The 23638-nt window shown below is 58.8% G+C and carries 22 protein-coding genes; 8 read left to right on the top strand and 14 right to left on the bottom strand.

What is annotated here, in order from left to right:
- Positions 1 to 11 precede the first annotated feature (11 nt).
- Positions 12 to 500 (top strand): RrF2 family transcriptional regulator, encoded by a 489-nt coding sequence (locus PMI09_RS20310; RefSeq protein WP_007798814.1) that lies wholly within the window; start codon positions 12 to 14, stop codon positions 498 to 500.
- Here the strand turns inward: PMI09_RS20310 and PMI09_RS20305 are convergent.
- From PMI09_RS20305 to PMI09_RS20290, 4 genes are all read right to left on the bottom strand, one after another.
- Positions 483 to 1493 carry a mechanosensitive ion channel family protein gene (locus PMI09_RS20305; RefSeq protein WP_007798811.1) on the bottom strand — a complete coding sequence of 337 codons (1011 nt, stop codon included), beginning with the start codon at positions 1491 to 1493 and terminating at the stop codon, positions 483 to 485. The genes PMI09_RS20310 and PMI09_RS20305 overlap by 18 nt on opposite strands.
- A 77-nt stretch (positions 1494 to 1570) precedes the next feature.
- Positions 1571 to 1990, bottom strand: a complete 420-nt coding sequence (locus tag PMI09_RS20300) for a cupin domain-containing protein (RefSeq protein ID WP_007798808.1) — start codon at positions 1988 to 1990, stop codon at positions 1571 to 1573.
- 61 nt (positions 1991 to 2051) lie between these two features.
- The gene (locus PMI09_RS20295; RefSeq protein ID WP_007798805.1) at positions 2052 to 2804 is read right to left on the bottom strand and encodes an SDR family oxidoreductase; all 753 of its coding nucleotides are present in this window, start codon (positions 2802 to 2804) and stop codon (positions 2052 to 2054) included.
- 60 nt (positions 2805 to 2864) lie between these two features.
- Positions 2865 to 3344, bottom strand: coding sequence for a carboxymuconolactone decarboxylase family protein (locus PMI09_RS20290; protein ID WP_007798803.1), 480 nt, complete (start codon positions 3342 to 3344; stop codon positions 2865 to 2867).
- Positions 3345 to 3470: 126 nt separating this feature from the next.
- On the opposite strand from PMI09_RS20290, the gene PMI09_RS20285 reads away from it, so the two are divergent.
- Positions 3471 to 4370 (top strand): LysR family transcriptional regulator, encoded by a 900-nt coding sequence (locus PMI09_RS20285; protein WP_007798800.1) that lies wholly within the window; start codon positions 3471 to 3473, stop codon positions 4368 to 4370.
- 459 nt (positions 4371 to 4829) lie between these two features.
- Here PMI09_RS20285 and PMI09_RS20280 read toward each other — a convergent pair whose 3' ends face one another.
- The 7 genes from PMI09_RS20280 to PMI09_RS20250 all read right to left on the bottom strand — a co-directional run bounded on the left by PMI09_RS20280 (position 4830) and on the right by PMI09_RS20250 (position 12444).
- Positions 4830 to 5855, bottom strand: a complete 1026-nt coding sequence (locus tag PMI09_RS20280) for a hydroxyacid dehydrogenase (protein WP_007798798.1) — start codon at positions 5853 to 5855, stop codon at positions 4830 to 4832.
- A 240-nt stretch (positions 5856 to 6095) separates the two neighbouring features.
- Positions 6096 to 6365 carry a hypothetical protein gene (locus PMI09_RS20275; RefSeq protein ID WP_007798795.1) on the bottom strand — a complete coding sequence of 90 codons (270 nt, stop codon included), beginning with the start codon at positions 6363 to 6365 and terminating at the stop codon, positions 6096 to 6098.
- Positions 6366 to 6514: 149 nt separating this feature from the next.
- Complete coding sequence (locus PMI09_RS20270; RefSeq protein WP_007798792.1) at positions 6515 to 8224, bottom strand: beta-fructofuranosidase; 1710 nt, start codon at positions 8222 to 8224, stop codon at positions 6515 to 6517.
- A gap of 3 nt (positions 8225 to 8227) precedes the next feature.
- Positions 8228 to 9112, bottom strand: a complete 885-nt coding sequence (locus PMI09_RS20265) for a carbohydrate ABC transporter permease (RefSeq protein WP_007798789.1) — start codon at positions 9110 to 9112, stop codon at positions 8228 to 8230.
- Entirely contained in the window at positions 9105 to 10037 is a 933-nt protein-coding gene (locus PMI09_RS20260) for a carbohydrate ABC transporter permease (RefSeq protein ID WP_007798786.1), read from the bottom strand. Before PMI09_RS20260 ends, PMI09_RS20265 begins: the two co-directional genes overlap by 8 nt.
- A 74-nt stretch (positions 10038 to 10111) precedes the next feature.
- On the bottom strand, positions 10112 to 11407 hold the full coding sequence (locus PMI09_RS20255) for an ABC transporter substrate-binding protein (protein WP_007798783.1): 1296 nt from the start codon (positions 11405 to 11407) through the stop codon (positions 10112 to 10114).
- Positions 11408 to 11445: 38 nt separating this feature from the next.
- Entirely contained in the window at positions 11446 to 12444 is a 999-nt protein-coding gene (locus PMI09_RS20250) for a LacI family DNA-binding transcriptional regulator (protein ID WP_037083635.1), read from the bottom strand.
- Between the two features lie 371 nt (positions 12445 to 12815).
- Here PMI09_RS20250 and scpA point away from each other — a divergent pair, with 371 nt between their 5' ends.
- The 6 genes from scpA to PMI09_RS20220 all read left to right on the top strand — a co-directional run bounded on the left by scpA (position 12816) and on the right by PMI09_RS20220 (position 20618).
- On the top strand, positions 12816 to 14954 hold the full coding sequence (gene scpA, locus PMI09_RS20245) for a methylmalonyl-CoA mutase (RefSeq protein WP_007798776.1): 2139 nt from the start codon (positions 12816 to 12818) through the stop codon (positions 14952 to 14954).
- Positions 14955 to 15214: 260 nt separating this feature from the next.
- Positions 15215 to 16372: a Gfo/Idh/MocA family protein gene (locus PMI09_RS20240; RefSeq protein WP_037083634.1), complete on the top strand. Its 1158-nt coding sequence runs from the start codon at positions 15215 to 15217 to the stop codon at positions 16370 to 16372.
- 13 nt (positions 16373 to 16385) lie between these two features.
- The gene (locus tag PMI09_RS20235) at positions 16386 to 17270 is read left to right on the top strand and encodes a carbohydrate ABC transporter permease (RefSeq protein WP_007798769.1); all 885 of its coding nucleotides are present in this window, start codon (positions 16386 to 16388) and stop codon (positions 17268 to 17270) included.
- Positions 17267 to 18127, top strand: a complete 861-nt coding sequence (locus PMI09_RS20230) for a carbohydrate ABC transporter permease (protein WP_007798767.1) — start codon at positions 17267 to 17269, stop codon at positions 18125 to 18127. Before PMI09_RS20235 ends, PMI09_RS20230 begins: the two co-directional genes overlap by 4 nt.
- A 60-nt stretch (positions 18128 to 18187) precedes the next feature.
- Positions 18188 to 19390, top strand: a complete 1203-nt coding sequence (locus PMI09_RS20225; RefSeq protein ID WP_443216194.1) for an ABC transporter substrate-binding protein — start codon at positions 18188 to 18190, stop codon at positions 19388 to 19390.
- Positions 19391 to 19484: 94 nt separating this feature from the next.
- Positions 19485 to 20618, top strand: coding sequence for an ABC transporter ATP-binding protein (locus PMI09_RS20220; RefSeq protein ID WP_007798761.1), 1134 nt, complete (start codon positions 19485 to 19487; stop codon positions 20616 to 20618).
- A gap of 28 nt (positions 20619 to 20646) precedes the next feature.
- On the opposite strand, the gene PMI09_RS30540 is transcribed toward PMI09_RS20220, so the two are convergent.
- From PMI09_RS30540 to PMI09_RS20210, 3 genes are all read right to left on the bottom strand, one after another.
- The gene (locus PMI09_RS30540; protein WP_007798758.1) at positions 20647 to 20943 is read right to left on the bottom strand and encodes a hypothetical protein; all 297 of its coding nucleotides are present in this window, start codon (positions 20941 to 20943) and stop codon (positions 20647 to 20649) included.
- A 107-nt stretch (positions 20944 to 21050) separates the two neighbouring features.
- On the bottom strand, positions 21051 to 22151 hold the full coding sequence (locus PMI09_RS20215) for a D-TA family PLP-dependent enzyme (protein WP_007798756.1): 1101 nt from the start codon (positions 22149 to 22151) through the stop codon (positions 21051 to 21053).
- 15 nt (positions 22152 to 22166) lie between these two features.
- On the bottom strand, positions 22167 to 23627 hold the full coding sequence (locus tag PMI09_RS20210) for a M81 family metallopeptidase (RefSeq protein WP_037083643.1): 1461 nt from the start codon (positions 23625 to 23627) through the stop codon (positions 22167 to 22169).
- Between the last annotated feature and the right edge of the window lie 11 nt (positions 23628 to 23638).

Raw genomic sequence — 23638 nt, 5'->3', positions numbered from 1 at the left:
GGACTGAATTGATGATCCTGAAAAGCCAAGTCGAATGGGCGCTACATTGCTGCGCCATACTCGCCGGTCTGCCTGCGGGCCGCTATCTGTCCACCAAGGCGCTGGCCGAGTTCCACGGACTTCCCAAGGAATATCTTTCGAAGGCGTTGCAGAGCCTTTCGCAAGCCGGTCTCGTCGATACGACCCTCGGTCCGTCGGGCGGCTATCGATTGGCAAAGGCACCGGCAGAGCTGACGTTTCTTGATATCGTCGAGGCGGTCGAGGGCAACGCGCGGACCTTTGTTTGCAACAATATCAGAGCCAACAACCCCTGCCGGCCGCTCGGCTACTGCGAAAGTGGTCCCTGCGCCGTGGCGCGCATCATGTGGGAAGCCGACGAAGCGTGGCGCCAGAAACTACGCAGCGTCAGGCTATCCGATCTGATAGAGACGCTGTCCAGGGATATCCCGGCGGAGCTTTGGAAGAGCAGCTTCGAATGGGTGCTAGAGAGAGCCGGATGAGCGCAGTTTGACGTCGCTTGCGCCCGGCAATGCGTAGAGATAGCTCTGGGGCGGCATCGCAAGGGAGAGGCCGCTTTCCCGGCAGTGATTGTGGACAAGGTCGATGACTTCATTCCTCGCTGGCGTCCTGTTTGCCGGACTGGTCACGCGAAACTGCAATTCGGTCTCGATTGCCACAGCGTCGATCCCCTTCAGAGCGACGATCGGCGGCGGGTCTTGGACGATGTATGTGCAGCGTTGCAGGGCGGTTCGCATCGCCTCCTCGACGAGCTGCGGACTGTGGCTTGCCGCGACACGGATAAGCAGAGTGATCTGATGCGTCTCGTCAGGACGGCTTAGATTGGTAAGGCCCACTTTCGCCAGGGCGCTATTCGGCAGAACGACCACGTTGTGAGCGCCGGTGAGCAGAAATGTGGAGCGCCAGTTGTTCTCGATGACACGCCCCTCTGTACCGTCGCTGAGCACGATCCAGTCGCCGATGGCAAAAGGGCGCCCCAATGTCAACGCGATGCCCGAAAACACATCGCCGAGCGTATTTTGCAGCGCGAGGCCGAAAATGATGGCGACGACGCCGGAGGTCGCCACCAAGGTGCCGATGGGCGCTTTGAAGACGAAACCCAGGATGGACAAGGCCACACCAAGATAGACAACGGCAACGATCAGATCCTGCAGCAGTCGCGCCTCCCGCGGCCTTCGCTCCAGAACGATATAGATGCGCACGAAGCCGATGAGCGTCCACGCCAGATGTGTCCACCAAAGTACCCTGGCTGAGATGGACAGGAATGCCATGAGGCCGGTTGAGTGCGTCTCGTCAACGCGATGCGGCAGAATGCCTGCAAGGGCGAGGACGGCGGTCATGCTTGCGAAAAACAGGATCTGAACGACCAGCCGAGCAGTTGGACGGTCGCGACCCTGGAGATGCCATACGACAATGCCGGCAACTCCGAGAAGATTGATCAGAACAAGCGGCAACGAGAGTTGTTCGTTGAACATGGCAGGCTCCAATCGCGATAGGTTGCGGCCTCATGCGGAAGGGCCGTGTGTGCGATCAACACCCGGCCCGCACTGACTTACTTCTTCAGGGGATAAGTCAGTTCCTTCTGGTTGGTGTCAACCACGAAGACCGCAAGCAGCTTTGCAGGCTTTGTCTTGCTGCCGTTTGCGCTGACGCCATGACGATCGCCGGGCATCTCCGAAAAACTCTCTCCGGCTTTGTAGGTCTTCACCGGCCCATCATTGACCTGGCTGCGGATGGAGCCTTCCAGAACCGTTGCGTAGATGAAGGCGGAGTTCGGATGGGTGTGGCCCGCAGAAAACCCGCCTGGACCATATTCGACCAGGACACCCTTAATGCTCTTGCCCGGAACGTTCGGCAGTTCATGCTCATAGACGAGCGTGACCTTGGAAGCCTTGCCGCCGGCGTCATCGGCGAGGGCTACGTTGAAAGATACCGCTGCAAGGGCAGCCGTGACAAAAATCAACTTCATCATATCGAGATTCCTTTCAAGGGTTGGGCGCTGCACCTAAGAGCTATGGCGCAGCGGCGCTCGGTCATTTCCGCGCGGAGGTTGCGAACCATTGCTCGAAGGTGATCCGCCCCAGACGTGGGTTGTTGTCGGAGACCAGCGAACCATCCTCCAGCCGGGCGCCGAAATAACGCGCCTCGGGATCCGGTTCGACCTTGCGGGCATCGCCCATCGCCTTGAGGTAGCGAGCAACGAGTTCATTGAGCCGGAAGCGCTCAGGGCCGGCAATTTCGATCGTTGCGTTGACGGGGGCAGCAAGGGTCACATCTGCCATCGCGTCGGCGACATCATCGGAGGCGATCGGCTGCACATAGGCTGGTGAAAGGTGAACTGTGTCGCCGACCGTGCCGGATTGTGCGATGCCGCTCAAAAACTCCATGAACTGCGTCGAATGAACAATCGTGTACGGAACGCCGGAAGCCTTGATCAACTTTTCCTGGGCGAGCTTGCCGCGAAAGTAGCCACTTTCCTGCAGTCGCTCGGTTCCGACGACCGAAAGCGCTATATGGTGTTTGACGCCAGCAGCCTTTTCAGCCGCAAACAGATTGCGGCCCGAGGTCTCGAAGAATTCCAGCACCGCCTTGTCTTCGAAGGATGGCGAGTTGGCGAGATCGACAACGACCTCGGTGCCAGCAAGTGCCGTGGCCAGCCCCTCCCCGGTGATCGTGTTGACGCCGGTGTTTGGAGAGGCGGCAATCACCTCATGGCCCTGCTTGCTAAGGCGATCAACTGTCTTGGAACCGATAAGGCCGGTCCCGCCGATGATGACGATCTTCATAGGATTTCTCCCTTCAGGGCGGCTGTCGGCCGCGGTGTTGATGGCTTTGAGGTCGTAGGCTTAGTTGAGACCGGCCTTGTCGAGGCCGTAGGCCTTGTCTGCGGAACCGGGGACTGCCTTGAAGGCGATGCTGGCGCGGTTCCAGGCATTGATCACCATGATCGAGAAGGTCAGGTCGGATACTTCCTTCTCCGAGAGCTGGCCGCGGACCCGCTCGTAGAGTTCGTCGGGGATTCCGCCTTCGGGAAGGTTCGTGACGGCTTCGGTCCACGCAAGGGCTGCCCGCTCGCGTGGAACAAAGAGGTTCGATTCACGCCAGATCGCGACATGATACAGGCGCAGTTCGCTTTCGCCGTGGATCTTGGCCTCTTTGACATGCATGTCGAGGCAGAAGCCGCAGCCATTAATCTGTGAGGCGCGGATGTTGACGAGGTCACGGAGTTTCTGTTCGATGACGCTGTCCTTTAGTCCCATACTCAGGTCTGAAAGCTTCTTGAAGAATTCGGGTGATTGCTGTGCGTAGTTGAGGCGCTGTGTCATGTCTTTCTCCTTATTAAGGATATCTGGCATCCTTATGGACACACGATATCCGTAATATCTGGACAGTAAAGCTCTTCCGACCTAAACTGCGACATAAGGCTTATGTCGAAACCTATGGGGGGACAGATGGATATCGTATCTGCGCTGAGAGCCTTTCTGCGTGTGGCGGAGACAGGCTCGTTTTCTGCAGCGGCAATCGATCTCGATCTCACACAGCCAGCAGTTTCCCGGCAGGTTTCCGCACTCGAAGGACATCTCAACACGCGCCTGCTGCATCGTAGCACAAATGCGCTTGCCCTGACCGTCGAAGGCGAACAAGTGATCGCGATGGCGCTGCGGGTTGTCGAGGCGGTGGACGCCCTCAACGAAGCCTCCTGCGTCGAGACAGCCATAGCGTCCGGCCGGGTGCGGCTTACCCTGCCCGCCCCTCTCGGTCTCTATGTCAGCGAGCGTCTTGCGGGGCTGCTCGGACGCCATCCCGGACTGTCGGTCGAACTGATTTTCCGCGAGGAGCCATCCGATCTGATCGGCGATGGCATCGATCTCGAAGTGCGGCTCGGGGCAGTATCAGACAGTAGCTTGATGTGCCGGCGGATCGGTTGGACGACGGCCTTCCTCGTCGCAGCGCCCTGCTACCTGGAGCAACATGGTATGCCCAACACGCCGGATGAGATCAGTGGTCATGAATGCATCTGCTACAGCCGCGCCGGAGATGGACGATCGTGGACGTTTTCGGATGGGTCGGATGAGATTTCCGTGCGCATTGCACCGCGCCTGATCGCCAACAATGCAGTAGCGGTACATCGCGCGGTGTTGGCCGGAGGCGGTCTTGCGGTGCTTTCGCATCTCCTTGCCTGCGACGACATAGAGGCTGGCAGGCTGGTGAAGCTGATGCCTGAATTCCCTCCCGCGCGCCTGCCAATCCATGTCGTCTACCCCACGCGCAAGAACCTGCCGTTGCGGGTTCGTACAGTGCTCGATTTCCTGGCACAGGCGGTCAGAGAGGATCCATTTATGGGATCGTAGAACACCAAGCTCTGGCGAGAATCTGCGGGCATTTTCATTCTGCAGGCGAATTGGCAGGACGCGCGTACTTTATCTACTTTTAGACCGTAAGGCGTTTCGCCATGCGGCCAAAGCTCTGGATATGGACTACGAAAAGACTGTGCCGGTCCTAGAATCGCTTCGTGAAGCGGCCCGAAGGACATGGCCGGAGGCAAAGATTCAAGAAGATACTGACGGCCACAACCATTCGGGACTGGATTTCCAGCAGCAGCTATCGATCCGAACAATTGCTCGTTGCGAGCCAACGACAGATCGGATAGCGGAAAGTCCGGGCATATTCCGAAAGCCTCCCGTCAGGTCGAAACCGAATGTCGCTCGTAAGGGCGGTTGCGATTGCCACGTCTGAGTATGATCGAACAGTCGCTGGCATGGTGTTGAAATCAATCACCTATTTTCTGCCGGGGCGGGGACGAATGGATATTAGGAGACAGTGACAGGTTTCGACCGGAGCCGATTGACCGTCGCCAGATCTGCCCGCCGGCAAAGTTGCGGAGGCAATCCTCTCATAATCAGTTCGGCATCGGCAACGGCCATGGAGCCCAGGGCATAGAACGCATCGCGCGTTCCGCCGGTGCGATGTGCCGAAAGAAGCATCCCTGGTACAGATCGCACGGGGTCATTTGCGGGAACCGGCTCTTCAGGAAAGACATCGGTAGCGACACGGATGTGACCCGATTCAGCGGCCGCCAACATGGCGGGAAAGTCTACCACCGCGGCGCGGCTCATAAGTAGAAAAGCGGCGCCTCTCTTCATCATCGCGAACTCCCGCCTGCCCAGGAATGATTGGTTTTCGCTCGTCACGCTGGCAAAGACAAAAACCAGTTGGCTGTCCGTCAGCACCTCTTCCATAGAACTCGCAATGCAGTCCGCATTTGTGATGATCTCCAGAGGAAGCCACGGATCGAAAACCCGAACTGTATTCTTGAACGGCCGGATCAGCTCCCTGAATTGTCGCCCAAGGTCGCCGAACCCGATGATACCTACCGGCGCTCCGGCGAATCTGAAGGTCGTTGCGTTGCCGGCCAAACCATATTGCTCGACCCCTGCCCTGAAATCTCGGTCCGCCTGAGTGATGCCGCGCGCAAGATCCAGCCCCATCGCCAACGCCGCCTCGGCTACCGGTGAGGCGAATGCTGCAGCAGGCGTGATGACCCAAATTCCCCGCTCCACACAAGTCTTGTAATCGATATTCGGCAAGAAGTTGGATTCGACGTTGATAATCGCTTTCAATTTCGGCGCTCGATCCAGGCGCTCCCTTGGCATGTCCGTCTGCCCGAAGATCAGCACTGTATCTGGCAAAAGCTCGTCTACGAGCTCCGGGGACATCTGTTGTTCCTCAGAAATGACGACCTCCCCTAGCCGCTCCAACCTCGTGCGGACGTCAGGCCCCATGATTAGGCCAAGGGTCCGTGGCAATGGATCGACAATGACTACAGCGCGGCTCATGCTTCCTCCCCACGAATAAAAAAGTGGACGGTATTAAGGGTATGTCGACGGTCCTCTCCTTCCACCGTGATCTGCCGATTGAGGAATTGAGGATAGGAGGGACGTTTTTACTGCTGTTGAGGAGCCAGCCATGTCACACGAGACGCGCCATCAGCAGACGTCTGCGGAGTCTTCTTCGCACCCAAAGAGGCGCAGCCAAAGCTTCCATTATGCCTATGCGAACGACATTGTAAGCTGATTTCAGGCCTTGTTGGTGAGCCATACCGTCGGTGCACCCAGTACGCCCCCCGCACGCATTGCAGCCCTTAACTCCTGAAGCTGACCGAAGGCTTGAGCTGCTTCACTCGTGGCAAACTCGTGGGTGACGGTAACGTCGTTGGGGTTGTCGACGGCTTGATAGACTGCTTCCGCCGTAACTCCATTTGCCTTCTGCACGGACCTAAAATCGTCGTACACCTGGCGCCAGGTCGCGTAGTCCGAGACTTCGTGCCTTACGAACAACGTCGTCATCTCACCCTCCCACTATTGAGTTTACAAGTTGTATGCTGCCTCGTCACCGTATCACAGAAAGGGCGTCCACGCTTGGAGAAGTATCGCGCGCGGCGTTAGGCACTTCGTCTATTGCGACAGATGCCATGATATAAATTCCTCCCTTACCATCAAATCTTGAGTTGCCAGATGCGCGCGGCCGAAATCGTGCGCTCATCGGCCAGAAGCTGCACCGAGCTTATGCCTGCAAAGCTCGGTAGCCGCTTTGTCCCGGCCCAGCGGCCCTTATCGGCGAACACTTCGATCGAGCCGGCATCGAGAAAGATGCGCACTTGTGACGGTCGCGCGCCCGCTGCGATATAGCGTGGAGAAGCGTTGCCGCTTCGATCAGAAAACAGCACCTCCAATCCGTCCTCGTTGAGCCTTACTCCCAGATCGATGTCGGGATGTCCGAAACGTAGCTCGAACGGCGCCCCGGGTGCCGCAAGATCGATCTCGATCTCGATCGCACCGGTTTCCAAGGCTAATTGTTCGCCGGCAGTAAGACGGCTGGCGTCGAGTGCCAGATGCCGAAGGCTATCGACGCTCTCGATAGGAGGTGTAAGAAGGGCAGAACCGTCCCATAGAACCCGGCGGGGCAGCGTCATGGCCGTCGGAAAGTCCTCCTTTTTCGAGACATCCGTCCAGTTTGCCAACCAGGCGACTCCGACTGGACCGCCATCGTCGACAAAAGCCTGGAATGCGTATGCGTCGGAGCCAAAATCGAGCTCCTGCTCGGTTTCAGGTTTGAAGGTTCGGCCATCGAAGCGGCCGATCGTTACCTTGGTCAAATTGCGGCGGCCTGTTGCCGGATCGCGGCTGGTGAGGAGACCGAAAATCAACGCCCAGCGCGTTTCCGGGGACTCGATGTCGCCGAGTGGCACGATGCATGGGCATTCCGCCGCCGTCATGCCGTAGCGGTCCTCCCGATGAAGTGTGCCGACAAAAGTCCATCCCTCCGCGCCCCGGGGATCGAGCGTCTCGTAGAGCAGAATTACGCCGCCGGATTTGTCGCGACTGCCGAGCAGCATTTTCCAGTATCCGTCCGGCCCCTTGAATACATATGGATCGCGGAAATCGAGCGTCAGGTCCAACCCCTGCGGCCGCTCCCGCAATACAATCGAGGGTGTTTGCGCGACGAGACCGTCCCCGCTTAAGGCGCAGAGCTGGATCTGCTCCTCCGGTTTGCGGTCGCGCACCTGCTCGGTGAAGAAGACGCGGATGGAACCATCAGGTCCGTCTCCCGGTATGGCTGAGCCGGAGAACGCGCCGCCCCTTCCGTCGTTTCGTTGCGATAGTTGATCTGAGGGAAACAAAAAAATCGGAAGATGCTTCCAACGGATATAGTCATCTGAGACCGCATGCCCCCAGTGCATCGTATTCCAGCGAAGGCTGTGCGGATAATGCTGGTAGAAGAGATGCGCCTTGCCGCCAAAGCGGCCGAAGCCATTCGGGTCGTTCATCCAACCAAAGGGCGGCCTGAAATGATAGCCGTCCAGGAGTGCCGGTGGAGCGTTCTCGGCTGCATGGTGCAGAATGTGAATACCCTCTTTTTGAACGCGCCCTGGGTGGAACGCGTAGATGACCGAGACTGCGGCGTCTAAGGGGCTGTAGCTCAGCTCTACGTTTCCGGCATGGGGCAGTAGCACCTCGTTGAACTGGAACTCTTCCGTCTGCGTCGCGATCACTCGCTTTAGGTCGACGCCGTCGATCCTGACCTTGAGGTCAGCCGCCATGTTTGGTCGACGCGACTTGAGCCAGAGGTGTATCATCGCTCCCGCATCGAGTTCGACGCGCACGGTTTCCCGGACTGAGGGAGTGGACGTTGCCTGGTAAGTCATCAATCAACCTTTCACGGCGGAGCCGACGAACGAGCTCACGAACCACCTTTGGAACGCGAGATAGAGAGCGAGAATGGGGATCATCATCAGGACCGAGGCTGCCATGGCGCGATCCCAATAAATGCTGTCCTGGCCGAAGAAGGTGGCGATCGCGACGGAGATCGGTCGGGCATAATCGGTCTGCGTCACCAGCGTCGGCCAGAGATACTGGTTCCAGCTTTCGATACCCATCAGGATTGATACCGTTGCAAGAGCGGGAAGGCTGAGCGGCAGGTAGATCGAACGGTAGATCCTGAAGATCGACGCTCCGTCGATCTCGGCTGCTTCATAGAGCTCCTTCGGAAGCTGGGCGAAGAACTGGTAGAAGAGGAAGATGTAAAGCGGGCTTGCAACCCAGGGGAGGATCTGGACCGCGAAGGTGTCCGTCAGGCCTGCCCGCGACATCATCACCACCAGCGGCATGATGATGCTTTCCTGCGGGATGACGTAGAGTGCGACGACGAGTGACAAAAGCACTGCCTTGCCGCGCAGTGAACCCCAGGCGAGGATGAAGCCGGCCATGGAATTGACGACAAGGCCCGACGCGACAGTAACGGCGAGGATCACCAGCGAATTGAAAAGATAGCGGCCATAGGCGAGTTCGCCGGAAAAATGGGCGATCTCGTTGAAGTTGGAGAGCGTTGGATTGGAGACCCAGAAAGCGCGGAAACTACCCATGTCCGCCAAGATCTGGAAGCGGTCGTCCTTGAGGCTCGCGATCAAGAGCATGAAGAGCGGCGAGATCACGATGAGCGCGATGATGAAGATTGCGGCCGTCTGAACGATGCGAAGCGAGATCTTGCCGGAGCGTTCGGCGGTCACGACACGAGGAAGAGCGATATCAGACATCGAAGCGTCTCAAAAGTTGGCGCTGCAGGAGCGCGATTACGAGAACGATGACGAAGAGGATCACCGAGACGGCGGAGGCATAGCCGAGCTTCTGCTGCTCGAATCCGGTTCTCACCATGTAGTGAACGACTGTTTCCGTGCTTCCGCTCGGTCCGCCCTGGGTCAGGATGGCGACCTGGGTGTAGAGCTTGAAGGCCTGGATCGTGGTGATCACAAGCACGAAGACGTGGGTCGGTCGCAAGCCCGGCATCGTAACGTGCCAGAAGCGCTGGAAGACGTTGGCTCCGTCAATCCGTGACGCGTCGTACAGTTCATCAGGAATTCCCTGAAGACCGGCGAGATAGACAATCATCTGGAAGCCGTAGGCCTGCCAGGCCGACAGAAGGACAATAGAGAACATCGCCCACTTGGGATTACCGAGCCAATCGATCGGCTGGATGTGGCCAGCGGACAGAAAGCCGACGATCTGGTTCAGCGGACCGCTCGGATACTGGAACAGCGTACCCCAGATAACGCAAACGACGACCATCGACGTGATGGCGGGAAGAAAGAACATGCCGCGAAGCACGTTGCGGCCGGGAATCTTCTGGTGGAGTAGTAGCGCCGTGGCAAATGCCATGCCGCACTGGACCGGCAGAACCCAAATGGTGAAACGGGTCACGTTCCACAACGAGGTCCAAAACAGCGGGTCGTTGAAGATGCGGACGAAGTTCTGCAGGCCGATGAAGCGCACCGGTGTCGGGCGCGGCACCAGCGGCTGATTGGTCATCGACGTCCAGAACGACAACAGGAACGGTGCAATCAGGAAGCAGGCGAGCAGGATGACTGCTGGCGCAATCATCAGCAGTTCCTGCATGAGCCGGCCGGGATCCCGGCGCCTGCCGACGCGCGGTCGGGTAGCGGCAATTGATTGTTGCAGTGTCATCGTCTCCTCCTCGCAGTTTGTTCTGTCATGACGAGCGCTTTCGGGGCCGGGCTTCCCGGCCCCGTGCTCGGCGCTTATTGCTGGGCGTTGAACGGCGGATAGCCGTCATTGTCGTCGATATCCTCGTCGATCTTCTGAGCGGCCTCAGACAGCGCCTGTTTCACGTCGCCACCGTTGAAGGCCTTGTCGACGGCCTGCATGAAGGCGGAGGTAATAGCCGGATAGGCTGGATGCGGCGGCCGGGCGACCGCAGTCTTCGAGGCCTGCTCGAAGGCCACCGCCATTGCACCGCCCGGCGCATAGAGCGGGGAGGATTCGGCGAAGCTCTTCAGGCCGGGAAAGGCCGACTCGTGCTTTGCGTATTCGCGATAATCCTTGTCCTTCAGCAAGAAGCTCAGGAATTTTCCGGCAACATCAGGATGCTCGGAGGTCTTGGTGATCCCCCAGATCCAGGTGCCGTTGGGGCTGACACCCTTGTCGCCGAGCTTCGGCAGCGGCATGACGACGATGTCGTCCTTCATTGCCGCGGCTGCTTCCGCGTAGAACCAGTGCCCGCCAAGCGCGAGAGCAGCCGGACGGCCTTCCGCATAGAACTGGTTGGTGCCCGACGACCCCGGTACGACCCAGCCGTTCTTCACCCAGGTCTGGACCATGGTCAGCGCGCCGACGCAGGCGTCACTGTCGAGCGTTCCGGTCGCCTTCCAGGTCTTGCGATCGATCAAGTCACAGCCAGCGCTTTCGAGGAGCGGACCGTAGGCATAGGTGATCCATTCGGTCTTAATACCGTAGCCGCGGAAGGTGTCGATTGGCCATTTCACGCCGTCGAGCTTCGAGAGTTTTTCGAGATAGCCCTCAAATTCCTCTTTGGTCCACGCATCGTCGACCGACTTCGGAATGCGGGCGCCGATGGCTTCCAGGTACTTCTTGTTGCCGTAAAGCACGACGGAGGAGTCGGTGAGGCCAACAGCATAGAGTTCCTTGTCGATGGGATAGGTTCCCTGCGACACGTTTGAGGCCGTCATGTCGTCGATGACGTCCTTATCGATCAGCGACTTGATCGGCTGCAGATAGCCCGACCAGGCATAGTTGGCGAGGAAGGGCGCATCGATTTCCATGATATCAGGCAATTGCTTGGACATGACGGCGGCGCTGAACTTTTCATTGTAGGCGTCGTGTGGCGCATAGATGAATTCGATGTCGACATCCGGATTGGCTGCCTCAAAGCGCTTTGCGACGTCCGCATAGGCCTTGACCCAACCCGGATCGCCCTGGTGCATCATGTGGATGACGGTCTTTGCATCGGCCCAGCCGGCGGACGCGGCAAGCGAGGCCGAGGTCAAAAGCAATGCAGATAGTAAACGTTTACCCATGTTAGTCTCCTCCTTGATGGACATGGTACGACGACATTTTAAACGGAAGACCGCTCCACGAGTTGGAACGGGAGTTTTCGCAGCTTCGGTTCCCCGGGATGCGGGGCCAGCAGAATCTCGGCAGCAAGGCGACCCATGGCGCGATGCGGCAGCGCCATGGTCGTCAAGGGCGGATCAAGACGCGAGGCAATTTCGACCTGGTTGTCGAAGCTTGCTACTGCGACGTCGTCCGGGATTGCAGCGCCTTGGCGACGCAGCGCGGCGTAGACTTCCATGGCGACGCGGTCGTTGCCGCACAATATCGCGTCGGGACGTTCACCTGCTTCCATCAGCGTTGCCACATGATGCAGGACAAGACTTGGCGCGCGATCGCTGTAGATGCTCCGGCGGACAGCAGGAAGAACGGCAACAGGAGCCAACCCCGCTTCGTCCAACGCGCTTCTGAAGCCCTTTTCACGCAACTCCCCTGCCAGGATGCCAGGAAGGTTGACAAAGGCAATGCGCCGCCGCCCGGCAGCAATCAGGTACCTAGTTATTTCTGCCGCTGCCTCCTCCTCATCCGGCACCAGGGACGCCACACGACCTGCAGCTTCTCGGCAATTGATCATGACGCCAACGCTCTTGGAAAGCTCGGGGGCCAGCGCCACTGCCTTGTGATACATGGCGGCAAATGCGATCGCGCGCGGCCGGAACCGGCGAACTTCTTCTAGTACTGACGCAACGTCGCGATTTCCGCTGAGGTTCATGGCAAATACGGCCATTTGCGCACTCCGGGCCGCACCGTCGAGGCCGCGAATGATTTCCGTTGCGAAAGGAGACGTGATGAGCTCGTCAGCGATGACGCCAATGAGCGGCAGCCATCCTTGTCGAACACCGCGTGCGGCAAGATTGGTGACATAGCCGAGCTCGTCGGCAATCACCTTGATCCTTGCGCGGGTCTCGTCTGACATCCGAGCCGAGCCGCCATGGAGCGCGCCTGAGACCGTTTTTACAGAGACTCCTGCCCTTTCTGCGATATCAGACAGCGATGTCGTCAACCTTGGCTCCTCCGTGGGTTATCGGTTACCCAATAATCTTCTTCTCCTGTCTGTGTCAAGGTGCGCCCCCATGGGCGCGACCAATCATTTCACCGTCCGTCAAGCGACAAGTGGGTTGTCTCGCCGATTCCCGCGACGTTGATCCGGGCGCGCCCGGGCCGCAAGTCTTGCCTCACGTTCTGCCACCCCTCCTCCTGGTGTCGTAGGCTAACGCCATGGACTGAACGTGTGTTCGGCCGTCGGAATCGAGAGTAACGGCTCGACGCAACGCCGATGAACACGGCAACCCTTTATAAAATATCCGAAGGCTCTATCGCGCCCCGGGCTGTTAAAGTGCTAGCCTGCGGCAAAGAACAATGCCGGAGGATGACATGACGAAGAAGACGCTTGGCGATTGGAAGGCGCTAGCCGAACGAGAGCTGAAGGTCTCGCCCGAAACGCTCGTCTGGAGCACGCCCGAAGGGATCGACGTCAAGCCGCTTTATACCGAGGCCGATATCGAAGGCACCGAGCACCTGGGATCGCTTCCAGGCTTTGCACCCTTCACCCGCGGACCGCGTGCCACGATGTATGCTGGTCGGCCGTGGACAATCCGCCAATATGCCGGCTTTTCCACCGCGGAAGCCTCCAACGCCTTCTACCGCAAGGCGCTTAGCTCCGGGCAGCAGGGCGTTTCGGTTGCCTTCGACCTTGCAACCCACCGCGGCTATGACAGCGATCATCCGCGCGTCGTCGGCGACGTCGGCAAGGCGGGCGTTGCGATCGACAGTGTCGAAGACATGAAGATCCTGTTCGATGGCATCCCGCTGGAGAAAGTCTCGGTCTCGATGACGATGAACGGTGCGGTTATCCCGATACTGGCGAGTTTCATCGTTGCCGGTGAGGAACAGGGCGTGTCCCGCGCCGAACTTTCCGGGACCATCCAGAACGACATTCTCAAGGAGTTCATGGTCCGCAACACCTATATCTATCCGCCGGAACCCTCGATGCGGATCGTTGCCGATATCATCGAATACACCGCCAAGGAGATGCCAAAGTTCAACTCGATCTCGATCTCCGGTTATCACATGCAAGAGGCGGGTGCGACGCTCGTTCAGGAGCTTGCTTTCACCCTTGCCGACGGGCGCGAATATGTTCGCGCGGCCCTTGCCAAGGGGTTGAACGTTGACGATTTCGCCGGTCGCCTTTCCTTCTTCTTCGCCATCGGCATGAACTTTTTCATGGAGGCTGCAAAGCTGCGGGCCGCGCGTCTTATGTGGACGCGCATCATGGAGGAGTTCGAGCCAAAGAAGGCTTCGTCGCTGATGCTGCGCACCCATTGTCAGACGTCGGGCGTGTCGCTGCAGGAGCAGGATCCCTACAACAATATTATCCGCACCGCCTTTGAGGCGATGTCGGCAGTACTGGGTGGCACACAATCACTTCACACCAATTCTTTCGATGAGGCGATCGCCCTGCCAACAGAATTTTCGGCACGCATCGCGCGCAATACGCAGCTCATTCTTCAGCACGAAACGGGCGTGACGAAGGTCGTCGATCCGCTTGCCGGCTCTTACTATGTCGAGACCCTGACGAAGGAGCTTGCCGACAAGGCGTGGGATCTGATCGAGGAGGTCGAGGCGCTCGGCGGCATGACGAAGGCAGTCAACGATGGCTTGCCCAAGCGGTTGATCGAGGAAGCGGCGACGCGACGGCAGGCGGCCGTCGACAGGGGTGACGAGGTCATTGTCGGCGTCAACAAATACCGCCTTGAGTCAGAGCAGGAGATCGAGATCCTGGCGATCGACAATGCTGCGGTGCGCACCGCCCAGATCAAGCGGATCGAAGAGACGAAACGCCGCCGCGATGGAGCCGCCGTGCAAGCAGCACTCGATGCGCTTGCGCACGTGGCAAGGTGCGGCAACGGCAACCTGCTTGCGGCAGCCGTTGAAGCGGCGCGCGCGCGGGCGACGGTTGGCGAGATCTCGGATGCCATGCGTCGCGCCTTCGGGGATCATGTGGCTGAGCCTGAAGTCATCAAGGACGTCTATGGTCAAGCCTATCGCGACGAGCCCGAGCTGGCGGTGCTGAAGGACCGCATGAGCGAAATCGGCAGGATCCTTGGACACAGGCCGAAGATCATGGTTGCGAAACTTGGTCAGGATGGCCACGACCGCGGCGCGAAAGTGATCGCCTCGGCGTTTGGAGACATCGGTTTTGACGTGTTGGCGGGACCTCTCTTTCAGACGCCGAAGGAAGCGGCCGACCTCGCCGTCGCCAGCAAGGTGCACGTGGTTGGCATGTCGTCGCTTGCCGCCGGCCACAAAACTTTGGCACCGCAACTTATTGAGGAACTGAAGGTGCGGGGCGCTGACGACGTCATTGTCGTCGTCGGAGGTGTCATTCCGCGGCAGGACTACGAGTACCTGATGGACCATGGCGTGGCAGCCGTCTTTGGCCCCGGAACGAATGTGCTGGATGCGGCAAATTCGGTTCTCGATCTGCTCGAAGGCAAGCGACGAAATCGCTAGATTTTACGTGCTGCTGCGCCTTGCGGGGCATCGCCCTCGCCTTTGCATCCATCGTCCGCGGGAACGGAGCCTCGTTGTTCGCTGCTCGTGGACGGCGAAAACGATTCCATATTTTCAGCGGAAAGTTGATAAGCCCAGGAAACGGGCCAAGATGAAAATTAATTTCATAGCTTCAACTTTTCGCGGGATTCGTGTTGACGAGTTCGAATTTTTGTCCCAACTTGACGAAAATAAATTACGTAAGTGGGAACAAGAGCAGCATGAACGTGGGAATTATCGGGCTAGGTTTCCGGCTCGGCTACCTTGGCTACGTCTTCAAGTCTGTCGATGAAAGTTTCGAGATCGTCGGTTATGTTGATCCCGATCCGGCGGGTCTTCCGGGCCTCGTCGAAAAAGGCATTCCGACCGGTACGGCCTATGCCTCCCCTGAAGAGCTGATCGCCAGCGAAAAGCTCGATCTGCTGATGATCGGTTCCCCGAACCACATGCATCTCGACCACATCAGGCTGGGTCTCGAAAGCGGCCTGAAGGTCTTCTGTGAAAAGCCGATTGTCACGACGATCGCCGAGAGCATCGAGCTCGCGCGTCTGATGGCAAAGTTCGGCCATGAGCGCCTGATGGTCGGTCTCGTTCTGCGCTATTCACCGCTCTACAAGGATCTGCGCGCTATCCAGGCTGCTGGCAAGCTCGGCCAGATCGTTTCGATCGAGGCCTCGGAGCATATCGAGCCTTACCACGGCGCATTCTTCATGCGCGACTGGCGCCGTTACGAACGCTATTCCGGCAGCTTCATGCTGGAGAAGTGCTGCCACGACCTCGATCTCTACAATGGCGTCGTCGGCGCGCGACCGGAGCGCGTCGCAAGCTTCGGCGGCCGCAAGAGCTTCACGCCCGCCAACGATCCCGCCCGAGAAGGCATCAATGATCTGGAGCTTTTCCACCGCAAGCCGAGCGGCTGGATGGGGTCCGACAAGGTGTTCGACAGCGATGCCGACATCATCGATTATCAGGTGGCGATCGTCGAATATGCCAACGGCGTCGGTATGAACTTCCATACCAACCTCAACGTCCCCGATCAGTTTCGCCGCTTTGCCATCATGGGCTCGCGGGGCATGGCCGAGGGCGATTTCGTCCGCGGCTATCTCGACGTTCATGAGCAGTTGACCGGCAAGAAGGTGGTCGAGAACAAGTACGTGGCGACCGAGCTGTCGCAGCATTACGGTGCCGATGAACAGATGGCCGCCGACCTCCTCGACAGTGTGCGCACAGGCACGGACCTTCCCGTCTCTACGCTTAACGCCCTCGAAGCCGGCATTCTCGCCTTATCCATGGACGAGGCGCGCATGAAGAAGGCGGTCATCGATCTGCGTCCCGTGTGGGACAGGTTCGACGAAGCCCTGCACGCAAGAGCGGCTTGAGGAGGGCGGCAAGATGAGCGTCCAACGCAACGCAGTCATCTTCGCCTGGATCCTTCTCCTTCCGGCAGTGCTCTACGTCGCGGTGATCGTCGCCTATCCCCTCGTCGACACGTTCATCCTCTCCTTCACCGATGCGTCACTGAAGAAGGTGACCAATTGGGTCGGCTGGGTCAACTATCAGAAGATCTTCAACGAGACCTTCGCCGAAGTCATCATTCGCACCTTCATCTGGACGTTCTTTTCCGTCTCCATCAAGATGATCATCGGTGTCTTCGGGGCGACGATGCTGAACTCTGCGGTACCTGGCAGGGCGCTCTTCCGTGTACTGACCATGCCACCGTGGATTGTCCCGATGGCGATCGGCATCTTCATGTGGGGCTGGATGTACAATGGGCAGTTCGGAATGATTTCCGGCATGCTGCAACGCTTTGGCTTGGTGGATGCTCCCGTCGCGTTTCTCGCACAGGGTTCCACGGCGTTCTGGGCGACGATCATCACCGACGTCTGGATCGGCGTTCCTCTGGTAACACTCTACATGCTGGCGGCCATGCAGGCGATTCCGCAGGATCTCTATGAAGCCGCCTGGACTGACGGGGCCGGCCGCTTCTATCGTTTCCGGCGCATTACCCTGCCACTGATCGTCCCTTCGATGATCACCATGTCGATGCTGTCACTCATCGCCACTTTCAACTCCTTCGACATCATCTGGATCCTGACGCGTGGTGGTCCAAGCGGCGAAACGACGACGATGATCATCGACACCTACCGCACGGCGATCGGCTCGAACAAATACGGGGAAGGCGCCGCGCGCGCCGTGCTGATCTGCATCTTCCTGTCGATCTTCTGCGTCTGCTACTTCCGACTGACCAGCCGCCTTGCTTCCGGAGACAAGCGATGAAACAACCCCATCTGCTGATCAATCGGTACAAGTGGTACGAGATCATCGGCATCTATGCCGGCATTCTGGTGTTTCTTACCTTCGTGCTTGCCCCGTTCGTCGAGGGCTTCCTTGTATCGCTGAAGCCGCTCAGCCAGCTCTTTTCCTCGCCTTATCGTTTCATCCCCGAGAATGGCTCCTTCGAGGCATACCGGACCATGTGGATCAGCGTGCCAGGCTTTGCGCGCTACATTTTCAATTCCTTCTTCATTTCGACAGTCGTGACCGCTGTCGTTCTGGTGCTCGTCATCCCTGCCTCCTACGCGTTTGCCCGCTTCGATTTCAAGGGCGCCGGGCTGCTGCTCGGCGCGTTTCTGGCGGTCAACATGTTCTCGGGCGCGGTGCTGCTTATTCCGCTCTTCCGGTTGATGCGCTCGCTCGGCCTGCTCAATACCTATTTCGCAATCATGGTTCCTGGCGTTGCCTTCCTGATACCGTCGGCGATCTGGCTGCTTAGAACCTACATGATGCGCATTCCGCGGGAGTTGGATGAAGCCGCCTTCGTCGATGGTGCCAGCCACTTTTATACGCTGCGCCGCGTCATTCTGCCGATCGCCATGCCCGGCATTATGGTGGTCGCAATCACCACCTTCATCGGCTCTTATGCCCAGCAGTTCATCTTTGCGCTGACCTTCAACTCGAAAACCGAGTATGCGCCGTTGCCAGTGGGACTCTTCGCCTATTTCGGCCGTCAAGAAGTGGTCTGGAACGAACTGATGGCTGCAAGCTTCGTCGGCATCGCGCCGGCCATGATCGTGATTTTCTTCCTTCAACGGTATCTCGTCAGCGGGCTGACCGCGGGCGCGGTGAAACAGTAAGTCAACCACCAGAGAAAAAAGGGAGCTAACAAAGTGACAATTCAATTCAAGACCGGGCTGATGGCCCTTGCCCTGCTCGGGTCTACCGCGCTCAGCGCCGTGACCGCTCAGGCCGCCGACAAGGAGATCAGCTGGATCTATTGTGGCGACAAGATCGATCCGATCCATGAGAAGTATATCAAGGAATGGGAGGGCAAGAACCCTGGCTGGTCGGTCAAGCCGGAGGTCGTCGGCTGGGAACAGTGCCAGGACAAAGCAACAACGTTGGCAGCCGCGGGCACGCCGGTCGCGATGGCTTACGTTGGCTCGCGCACGCTCAAGGAATTTGCCGAAAACGACCTCATCGTTCCTGTTCCAATGACCGACGAAGAGAAGAAGAGCTATTATCCGAACATTGTCGATACAGTGACCTCGGATGGCACGCAGTGGGGCGTTCCGATCGCTTTCTCGACCAAGGCACTTTACTGGAACAAGGATCTTTTTAAGCAGGCCGGTCTTGATCCCGAAAAGCCGCCGACCACCTGGGCCGAAGAAATCGCCGATGCAAAGGCCATCAAGGAGAAGACCGGAATTGCTGGTTACGGCCTACCGGCAAAAACCTTCGACAACACCATGCATCAGTTCATGCATTGGGTTTACAGCAACAACGGCAAGATCATCGATGGTGACAAGATCGTAGCCGATAGCCCGGAAGTTCTTGCAGCCCTGCAGGCCTACAAGGACATCACGCCTTATTCCGTCGAGGGCGCAACGGCTTACGAGCAAAACGAAATCCGCGCCATTTTCCTCGATGGCAAGGTCGGGATGATCCAGGCCGGTTCTGGTGCTGCCTCCCGTCTCAAGGACACCAAGATCAACTGGGGTATCGCGCCGCTGCCGCTCGGTCCATCGGCCAAGGGGGAAGGTACGCTGCTGATCACCGACAGCCTGGCGATCTTCAAGGGATCGGGTGTTGAAGACAAGGCTATCGAATTTGCCAAATACATCACCGCTCCCGGCCCACAGGGTGAGTACGAGCTCCAGGGTGGTGCAGGCCTGACGCCGCTGCGTCCGTCCGCAAAGGTTGATGAATTCGTGAAGGAGGATCCATCCTGGAAGCCGCTGATCGACGGCATCTCCTATGGCGGACCGGAGCCGCTTTTCAAGGATTACAAGGGCTTCCAGAATGTCATGATTGAAATGGTTCAGTCGGTCGTGACCGGCAAGGCTGAGCCGGCGGACGCGTTGAAGAAGGCTGCCACCGATCTTGAGCAGTACAAATAGGCCATTGCTTTAGCGAGGGGCCGCGCTTTTTGCGCGACCCCTTTCTTACCGCATCAAACAGCAAGCCGCCTTGCCGGCGGCCGGGGAAAGCACTGTGGGACAGCTCCATCTCAACAAGGTCCAGAAGTTCTTTGGCGACTTCAAAGTCATCAAGGGTGTCCAGCTCGAGGTGAAGAATGGCGAGTTCGTGGTCTTCGTTGGCCCGTCTGGCTGCGGCAAGTCGACGCTTCTTCGCATGATCGCCGGCCTTGATGCCACGACGGCGGGCGACATCGTCATCGACGGGCTCAGGGTGAATGACCTGGCGCCGGTCAAGCGCGGAATCGCCATGGTGTTCCAGTCCTACGCGCTTTACCCGCACATGTCCGTTTTCGAGAACATCGCCTTCCCGCTGCGTGTGGAAAAGATGGAAGAGGAGAAGCTGAAGGCCAAGGTCGAGCATGCCGCGCGCATCCTTCACCTCGATCAGCGCCTGCAGCAGAAGCCCGGGATGCTTTCAGGCGGTCAGCGCCAGCGCGTGGCGATCGGTCGCGCGATCGTGCGCGAGCCGAAGATCTTCCTGTTCGACGAGCCGCTCTCCAATCTCGATGCTGCCTTGCGCGCCGACATGCGCATTGAGCTCGCCAAGCTGCATCGTCAGCTAAAGGCGACGATGATCTACGTGACCCACGACCAGATCGAGGCGATGACGATGGCAGACCGGATCGTGGTGCTGAATGCGGGCGAGATCGCACAGACCGGTGCGCCACTGGAACTCTACCACAAGCCTGCGAATATCTTCGTCGCGAGCTTCATCGGCAATCCCAAGATGAACTTCCTCAATGTCACCTGCACCGGCGTCGGCGATGCCGGCGTCGAAATTGACTACAAGGGGCAAAGGGCGGTGATCCCGGTCGCGCAGCGTCAGGGGGTCGTGGGCAAATCCCTTACGCTCGGCGTACGGCCCGAGCACATCCAGATTGGCACAGGCGACATCACGCTCACTGTTACGCCGACAGTCATCGAGCGGCTTGGCGCACAGACGGTGGCCTATGCATCGCTTGACGGCGAAGGCGAGAATTTCTGTGCAATGTTACCAGGGAGCGCGGCAGTTCGCCCGGATCAGCCGCTGGGGGCCGGGATCAATGTTGCAGACTGCCATCTGTTCGATGAGGCGGGCATATCATTCGAGCGTCATGTGGAACTGACGGACATCGACATGAACCTCATCAATCCGACGGCCGCATGATCATTCCCGACCGTGTGGCCTCGCCTCTTCAATACAGAGGATAAAACAGCCTATTGGCGGGGTAGGAATAGGCGCCCCGGTCCACGATCCCCAATCGGTACATGCAGCTTCTAAGTGCGGTCACGTGCCAAGGATTTGCCGGATAGGGTGAGCCACGATAGACGGCTTCGGGCTCGCAATAGCGATACGCCCTATCGAACCGGGCCAACAGCACCGGATCGGAATCCATCCGTACGCCATGATAGGTTTGCCATTGCCCCGGCGGTTCAGCCGCCGAGATCGCCAACAGACTTGCTGCTACTCCCAATGCAACCGAGATTCTCATCGATTTGACCTCCCGCGCGCCTAATGCTCGCGCGAAAGAAGATGTTTTTCAATTGCGTAAGGTCAAGGGCTCTACATCAAAGGAAGGCGCTTGGAGCGATTGTGTTCCTACCAGACGAGGCCGCGGGCGGCAACATCCTCGATGCGCGTTACAACGCCGTCACGATGAAAGACCATCGTGTCGAACAGATTGGAGACGACGCAGGTGTGGTTGGGGATGATGCGGATCTTCTCGCCGATCTCAGGACGACGGTCGCCGCACCTCGACAGGTCGATGACGCCATGTTCCTCGGACAATCCTGTAATCACCGCCTCAGGATAGCCGACAACTGTCCCGAAATCGGCGAAGCCAAGCAGATCGGAGGTCAGAGCCTTTGATCCGGCGTCAATGACCGCGCGCTCAGCCGTTGGACGGGACACCACCGTTGCCAGCACATGCATGGCACAGTCGGCCTCGCTGCAGTGGCCGGCGCGGACCATGGAGCGGTCGTTATAGATATAGGTACCTGCGCGATGCTCGGTCGCGGCCGTGACGAGATGCGCCTCGAAGAGGCTGGGCGTGCCGCCATTGCTAACGATTGGACACGCGATCCCATCGGTCTTTAGGAGCGAAAGTGCTTTGCTGAGGAAGGCTTGCACCGCCTCGGCGGAGGCGGGCTTTGGGTAGTTAAGGAGGCCACCGAACGTAAGACCGGGGGCGTCGTTGATCCGCTTTGCCAGGCTTCGTGCTTCTTGCGGCGTCTGGACGCCGCAGCGCCCGCCGCCGGTGTCGCATTCTACGAGAACAGTCAATGGCTTAGAAGATGCGAAATAGGAGGACAGACCATCGACCGTCACCGCGCTATCGGCAACCACCTTGAGACCGGAGATCCGCTCGTTGAGCGCGCCAAGACGCTCGAGCTTTTGCCGGCCGAGAATGTTGAAGGTGATCAGGATGTCTTCAAAGCCGGCCGCAGCGAAGACTTCCGCTTCGCTGATCTTCTGGCAGTTGATGCCCTTCGCACCCGCCGCGATCTGCTCAGCGGCGAGCGCTGGGATCTTGTGCGTCTTGATATGCGGCCGGAAGTTCAGGCCGTGCTTATCCATGTAGGCCTGCGTGCGGGCGATGTTTGCCGCCAGCCGATCCTCGTCGATGATTGGCCGCGGCGTCGAGAGATCGGCGACCCTGTCGCCCGGCTTGGCGACAACGGCGAACGGATTTTCCTGCATATGACGCTCTCCGCGTTAGCGGCCGTGAGGGTCGGCGACCATCGGCCAGATATTCTTCGGCGCCCGACGATAGGCTGTCTTGGCTGGAGTGTTGGGATAAGGCGTTCCGGCCGAGCAGTAAATGATGTCCGCGGCGATTTTCGAGAAGGAGGCGTAGAAATGATTGGTCGACTTGATGACCAGGATCTTCTTGGACGTCGGATCGATCCCCATGACGGAGAAAAGGCTTGGATCGAAACTTTGGGCGCGCGTCGAATTCAGGATGATATCGATGCCGTCGAGCGTGATGTGCACGGCATCCCCGAACGGCGCATAGCTTTCACCGAACCGCATCTGTGCGTTCTCGACGAGCTTCACCACCTTGACGACGCCGTCCACAGGGTTGCCGGTGCCGGGTGCAGACTTTGCGCCGAAACGCAATGGAATCTCGGCGCCCTCCCCCGCCGCCATGCAGATCTGCACAGCCATCGGATCCCAGATCGTGCCGATCGCGGCGTCACTTACCTTCCGATCTATGAGCTCTTGGAGAAGCACGGTAGCGTCGCCGGCGGTGCCGCCGCCGGGATTATCCCAAACGTCGGCGATGACCACAGGCCAGGAGGTTGCAGCGACGGCCTGCGTCACAGCCTCAATTTCGTCGATCTGCGGCATGATGAAGGTGCCGCGTTTGGAAAACAGCTCGAGGCCGAGTTCACGCGCTAAGGCCTCGCCCTTCTTAGGCTTGTTGTTGCTGACAACAAGCATCTTGGTCCCCATCTCCGGTACGTCACCCGCCATGAAGCCATGGATGACCGAGATGGACACGATGTCTGCGTCTTCCTTCTCGAGGCGCATGACTTTGTCGACAAAGGATCGCATCGGATCGCGCGAGGTCGGATAGACGTCGATCATCCGGCAGTCGAATACGGACATGACAGGGGCCAGCCGGCCTTCCAGGGTCTCGACGGCAATCCGCCAGAGGTCCTCGGCTCGATCGACGAAGTCGGTGTGTGGGAACTCCTTGAAGTAGACGAAGAAATCTGCGGCCGCGAGCCGTTTGGCTGTGAGATGGCTGTGCGGATCAAGCTCAGCGCAGACGAGGATGTCCGGCCCGACGATCTCGCGCACGCGCGCCAATATGTCACCTTCGGTATCCTCGTAGCCGGCCGCAACCATGGCGCCGTGCAGACCGAGGACAACGGCATCGACCGGCATAGCAGCCCTGAGCTGGTTCAGCACCTCGTCGCGTAGACCCTCATAGGTCGATCGGTTCACCAGTCCGGCCGGATCAGCCCAGGCGGCCGTACCCTCGATCAGCTCCCATCCCTTCTCTGCGCAGACCCGGCGCCCAACCGTGATGGGCGCCGAGCACAGGGTTGGGGTTTCCGGATGCTGGCCGGGAGGCGCATACAGAGACGCCTCGAACGCGCGCCGATCGACGCAGATAGGAGAAAAGGTATTGGTCTCGGTTGCGAGCGCCGCCGTGAATATGCGCAAGGGTTCGGCCT

Origin of the sequence: Rhizobium sp. CF122 (genome assembly GCF_000282035.1) — a bacterium.
Taxonomy (GTDB): Bacteria; Pseudomonadota; Alphaproteobacteria; order Rhizobiales; family Rhizobiaceae; genus Rhizobium.
This window is presented reverse-complemented; position numbering and strand designations above follow the sequence as displayed.

Coding starts and splice junctions, on each gene's coding strand:
- PMI09_RS20305 (WP_007798811.1), bottom strand. CDS start 1,493: ATGTTCAACGAACAACTCTCGTTGCCGCTTGTTCTGATCAATCTTCTC.
- PMI09_RS20240 (WP_037083634.1), top strand. CDS start 15,215: ATGAACGTGGGAATTATCGGGCTAGGTTTCCGGCTCGGCTACCTTGGC.
- PMI09_RS20285 (WP_007798800.1), top strand. CDS start 3,471: ATGGATATCGTATCTGCGCTGAGAGCCTTTCTGCGTGTGGCGGAGACA.
- PMI09_RS20310 (WP_007798814.1), top strand. CDS start 12: ATGATCCTGAAAAGCCAAGTCGAATGGGCGCTACATTGCTGCGCCATA.
- PMI09_RS20260 (WP_007798786.1), bottom strand. CDS start 10,037: ATGACACTGCAACAATCAATTGCCGCTACCCGACCGCGCGTCGGCAGG.
- PMI09_RS20295 (WP_007798805.1), bottom strand. CDS start 2,804: ATGAAGATCGTCATCATCGGCGGGACCGGCCTTATCGGTTCCAAGACA.
- PMI09_RS20230 (WP_007798767.1), top strand. CDS start 17,267: ATGAAACAACCCCATCTGCTGATCAATCGGTACAAGTGGTACGAGATC.
- PMI09_RS20275 (WP_007798795.1), bottom strand. CDS start 6,365: ATGACGACGTTGTTCGTAAGGCACGAAGTCTCGGACTACGCGACCTGG.
- PMI09_RS20265 (WP_007798789.1), bottom strand. CDS start 9,112: ATGTCTGATATCGCTCTTCCTCGTGTCGTGACCGCCGAACGCTCCGGC.
- PMI09_RS20225 (WP_443216194.1), top strand. CDS start 18,188: ATGGCCCTTGCCCTGCTCGGGTCTACCGCGCTCAGCGCCGTGACCGCT.
- PMI09_RS30540 (WP_007798758.1), bottom strand. CDS start 20,943: ATGAGAATCTCGGTTGCATTGGGAGTAGCAGCAAGTCTGTTGGCGATC.
- PMI09_RS20280 (WP_007798798.1), bottom strand. CDS start 5,855: ATGAGCCGCGCTGTAGTCATTGTCGATCCATTGCCACGGACCCTTGGC.
- PMI09_RS20270 (WP_007798792.1), bottom strand. CDS start 8,224: ATGACTTACCAGGCAACGTCCACTCCCTCAGTCCGGGAAACCGTGCGC.
- PMI09_RS20215 (WP_007798756.1), bottom strand. CDS start 22,151: ATGCAGGAAAATCCGTTCGCCGTTGTCGCCAAGCCGGGCGACAGGGTC.
- PMI09_RS20290 (WP_007798803.1), bottom strand. CDS start 3,344: ATGACACAGCGCCTCAACTACGCACAGCAATCACCCGAATTCTTCAAG.
- PMI09_RS20255 (WP_007798783.1), bottom strand. CDS start 11,407: ATGGGTAAACGTTTACTATCTGCATTGCTTTTGACCTCGGCCTCGCTT.
- PMI09_RS20300 (WP_007798808.1), bottom strand. CDS start 1,990: ATGATGAAGTTGATTTTTGTCACGGCTGCCCTTGCAGCGGTATCTTTC.
- scpA (WP_007798776.1), top strand. CDS start 12,816: ATGACGAAGAAGACGCTTGGCGATTGGAAGGCGCTAGCCGAACGAGAG.
- PMI09_RS20235 (WP_007798769.1), top strand. CDS start 16,386: ATGAGCGTCCAACGCAACGCAGTCATCTTCGCCTGGATCCTTCTCCTT.